The sequence below is a fragment of the Klebsiella sp. MS 92-3 genome, assembly GCF_000195655.1.
In the GTDB taxonomy this organism is placed as follows: Bacteria; Pseudomonadota; Gammaproteobacteria; order Enterobacterales; family Enterobacteriaceae; genus Klebsiella; species Klebsiella pneumoniae.
Genome location: NZ_GL882731.1, coordinates 27,115 through 28,273 on the forward strand (window position 1 = coordinate 27,115; position 1,159 = coordinate 28,273).

At 59.1% G+C, this 1,159-nt stretch carries 1 protein-coding gene; it reads left to right on the forward strand.

The features are described from left to right. Positions 1–146: 146 nt before the first annotated feature. Positions 147–1,004, forward strand: coding sequence for a MurR/RpiR family transcriptional regulator (locus HMPREF9538_RS23665; RefSeq protein ID WP_004152190.1), 858 nt, complete (start codon positions 147–149; stop codon positions 1,002–1,004). Positions 1,005–1,159 lie beyond the last annotated feature (155 nt).

A 1,159-nucleotide genomic window follows, 5' to 3' on the forward strand; every position in this document is an offset into this window, starting at 1 on the left:
CCCCCCCCCCCGCCGCCGGGGGGGGGGGGGGGTTTTTTTCTGTTTCTTCGTGAAATGAATCGCGTATTTCGTCGCAATAAATGAAAAATTCGCTTCATTTGGTACACTGGAAGCCATATTCCTTCCATTTTCTCAGAGCGCACTCTATGGCCAATAACCCAACACAGCTGACCATCCTGCAGGATGAAATCAGGCGTCGCTACGATACGTTAAGCAAACGCCTGAAACAGGTCGCCCGCTATATCCTTGATAACAGCAATAGCGTGGCTTTCGATACCGTGGCCTCCATTGCGCAACAGGCGGATGTTCCCCCTTCCACGTTGATTCGTTTTGCCAACGCCTTCGGCTTCAGCGGCTTTAACGAAATGAAACAGATGTTCAAGCAACATTTGATGGAAGAGACCGCCAACTATACCGAGCGCGCCCGTCTTTTCCGCCAGACCACCAGCGATGAGTCCAGCCCGCCGGAAACGCCGACGGAAATCCTCAATATGTTCACGATGGTGAACAACCAGGCGCTGCAGCAGCTGGCGATGCAGACCTCCAGCGATGATCTGGAGCGCGCGGTGGCCCTGCTGGGCGAGGCGGAAAATATTTACGTCATTGGTCTGCGCCGGTCGTTCAGCGTCGCCTCCTATCTGACCTATGCGCTGCGTCACCTCGATCGCAAAGCCTTTCTGATCGACGGCCTCGGCGGCATGTTCACCGAACAGCTGAGTCTGGTCGGCCCGAAAGACGTGGTGGTGGCGGTGAGCTTCTCGCCGTACGCCCGGGAAGTGGTCGAGCTGGTGGAGCTGGGCGCGCAGCGCAAAGCGCGGCAGATCGCCATTACCGACAGCCAGGTCAGCCCGCTGGCGGCCTTCAGCGATGTCTGCTTTGTGGTGCGTGAAGCGCAGGTGGATGGCTTCCGTTCGCAGGTTGCTTCCCTGTGTCTGGCCCAGACGCTGGCGGTCTCGCTGGCGCTGAACAGCAGCCAGGAGTCCGAGGCCAAGCAGAAGGCGTGAGATAGGCTGCCTGGCGTTTGTTACTCGGCGGCGCAGTATAGGCCTGCGGAAGGATGCCGTAGGCCGGATAAGGCCTTTATGCCGCCATCCGGCACAAAAATGGCTACGGTATCTGCGGTGTCCTCCCCGGCGGCGCTGCGCTTGCCGGGCCTGGG

Coding starts and splice junctions, on each gene's coding strand:
- HMPREF9538_RS23665 (WP_004152190.1), top strand. CDS start 147: ATGGCCAATAACCCAACACAGCTGACCATCCTGCAGGATGAAATCAGG.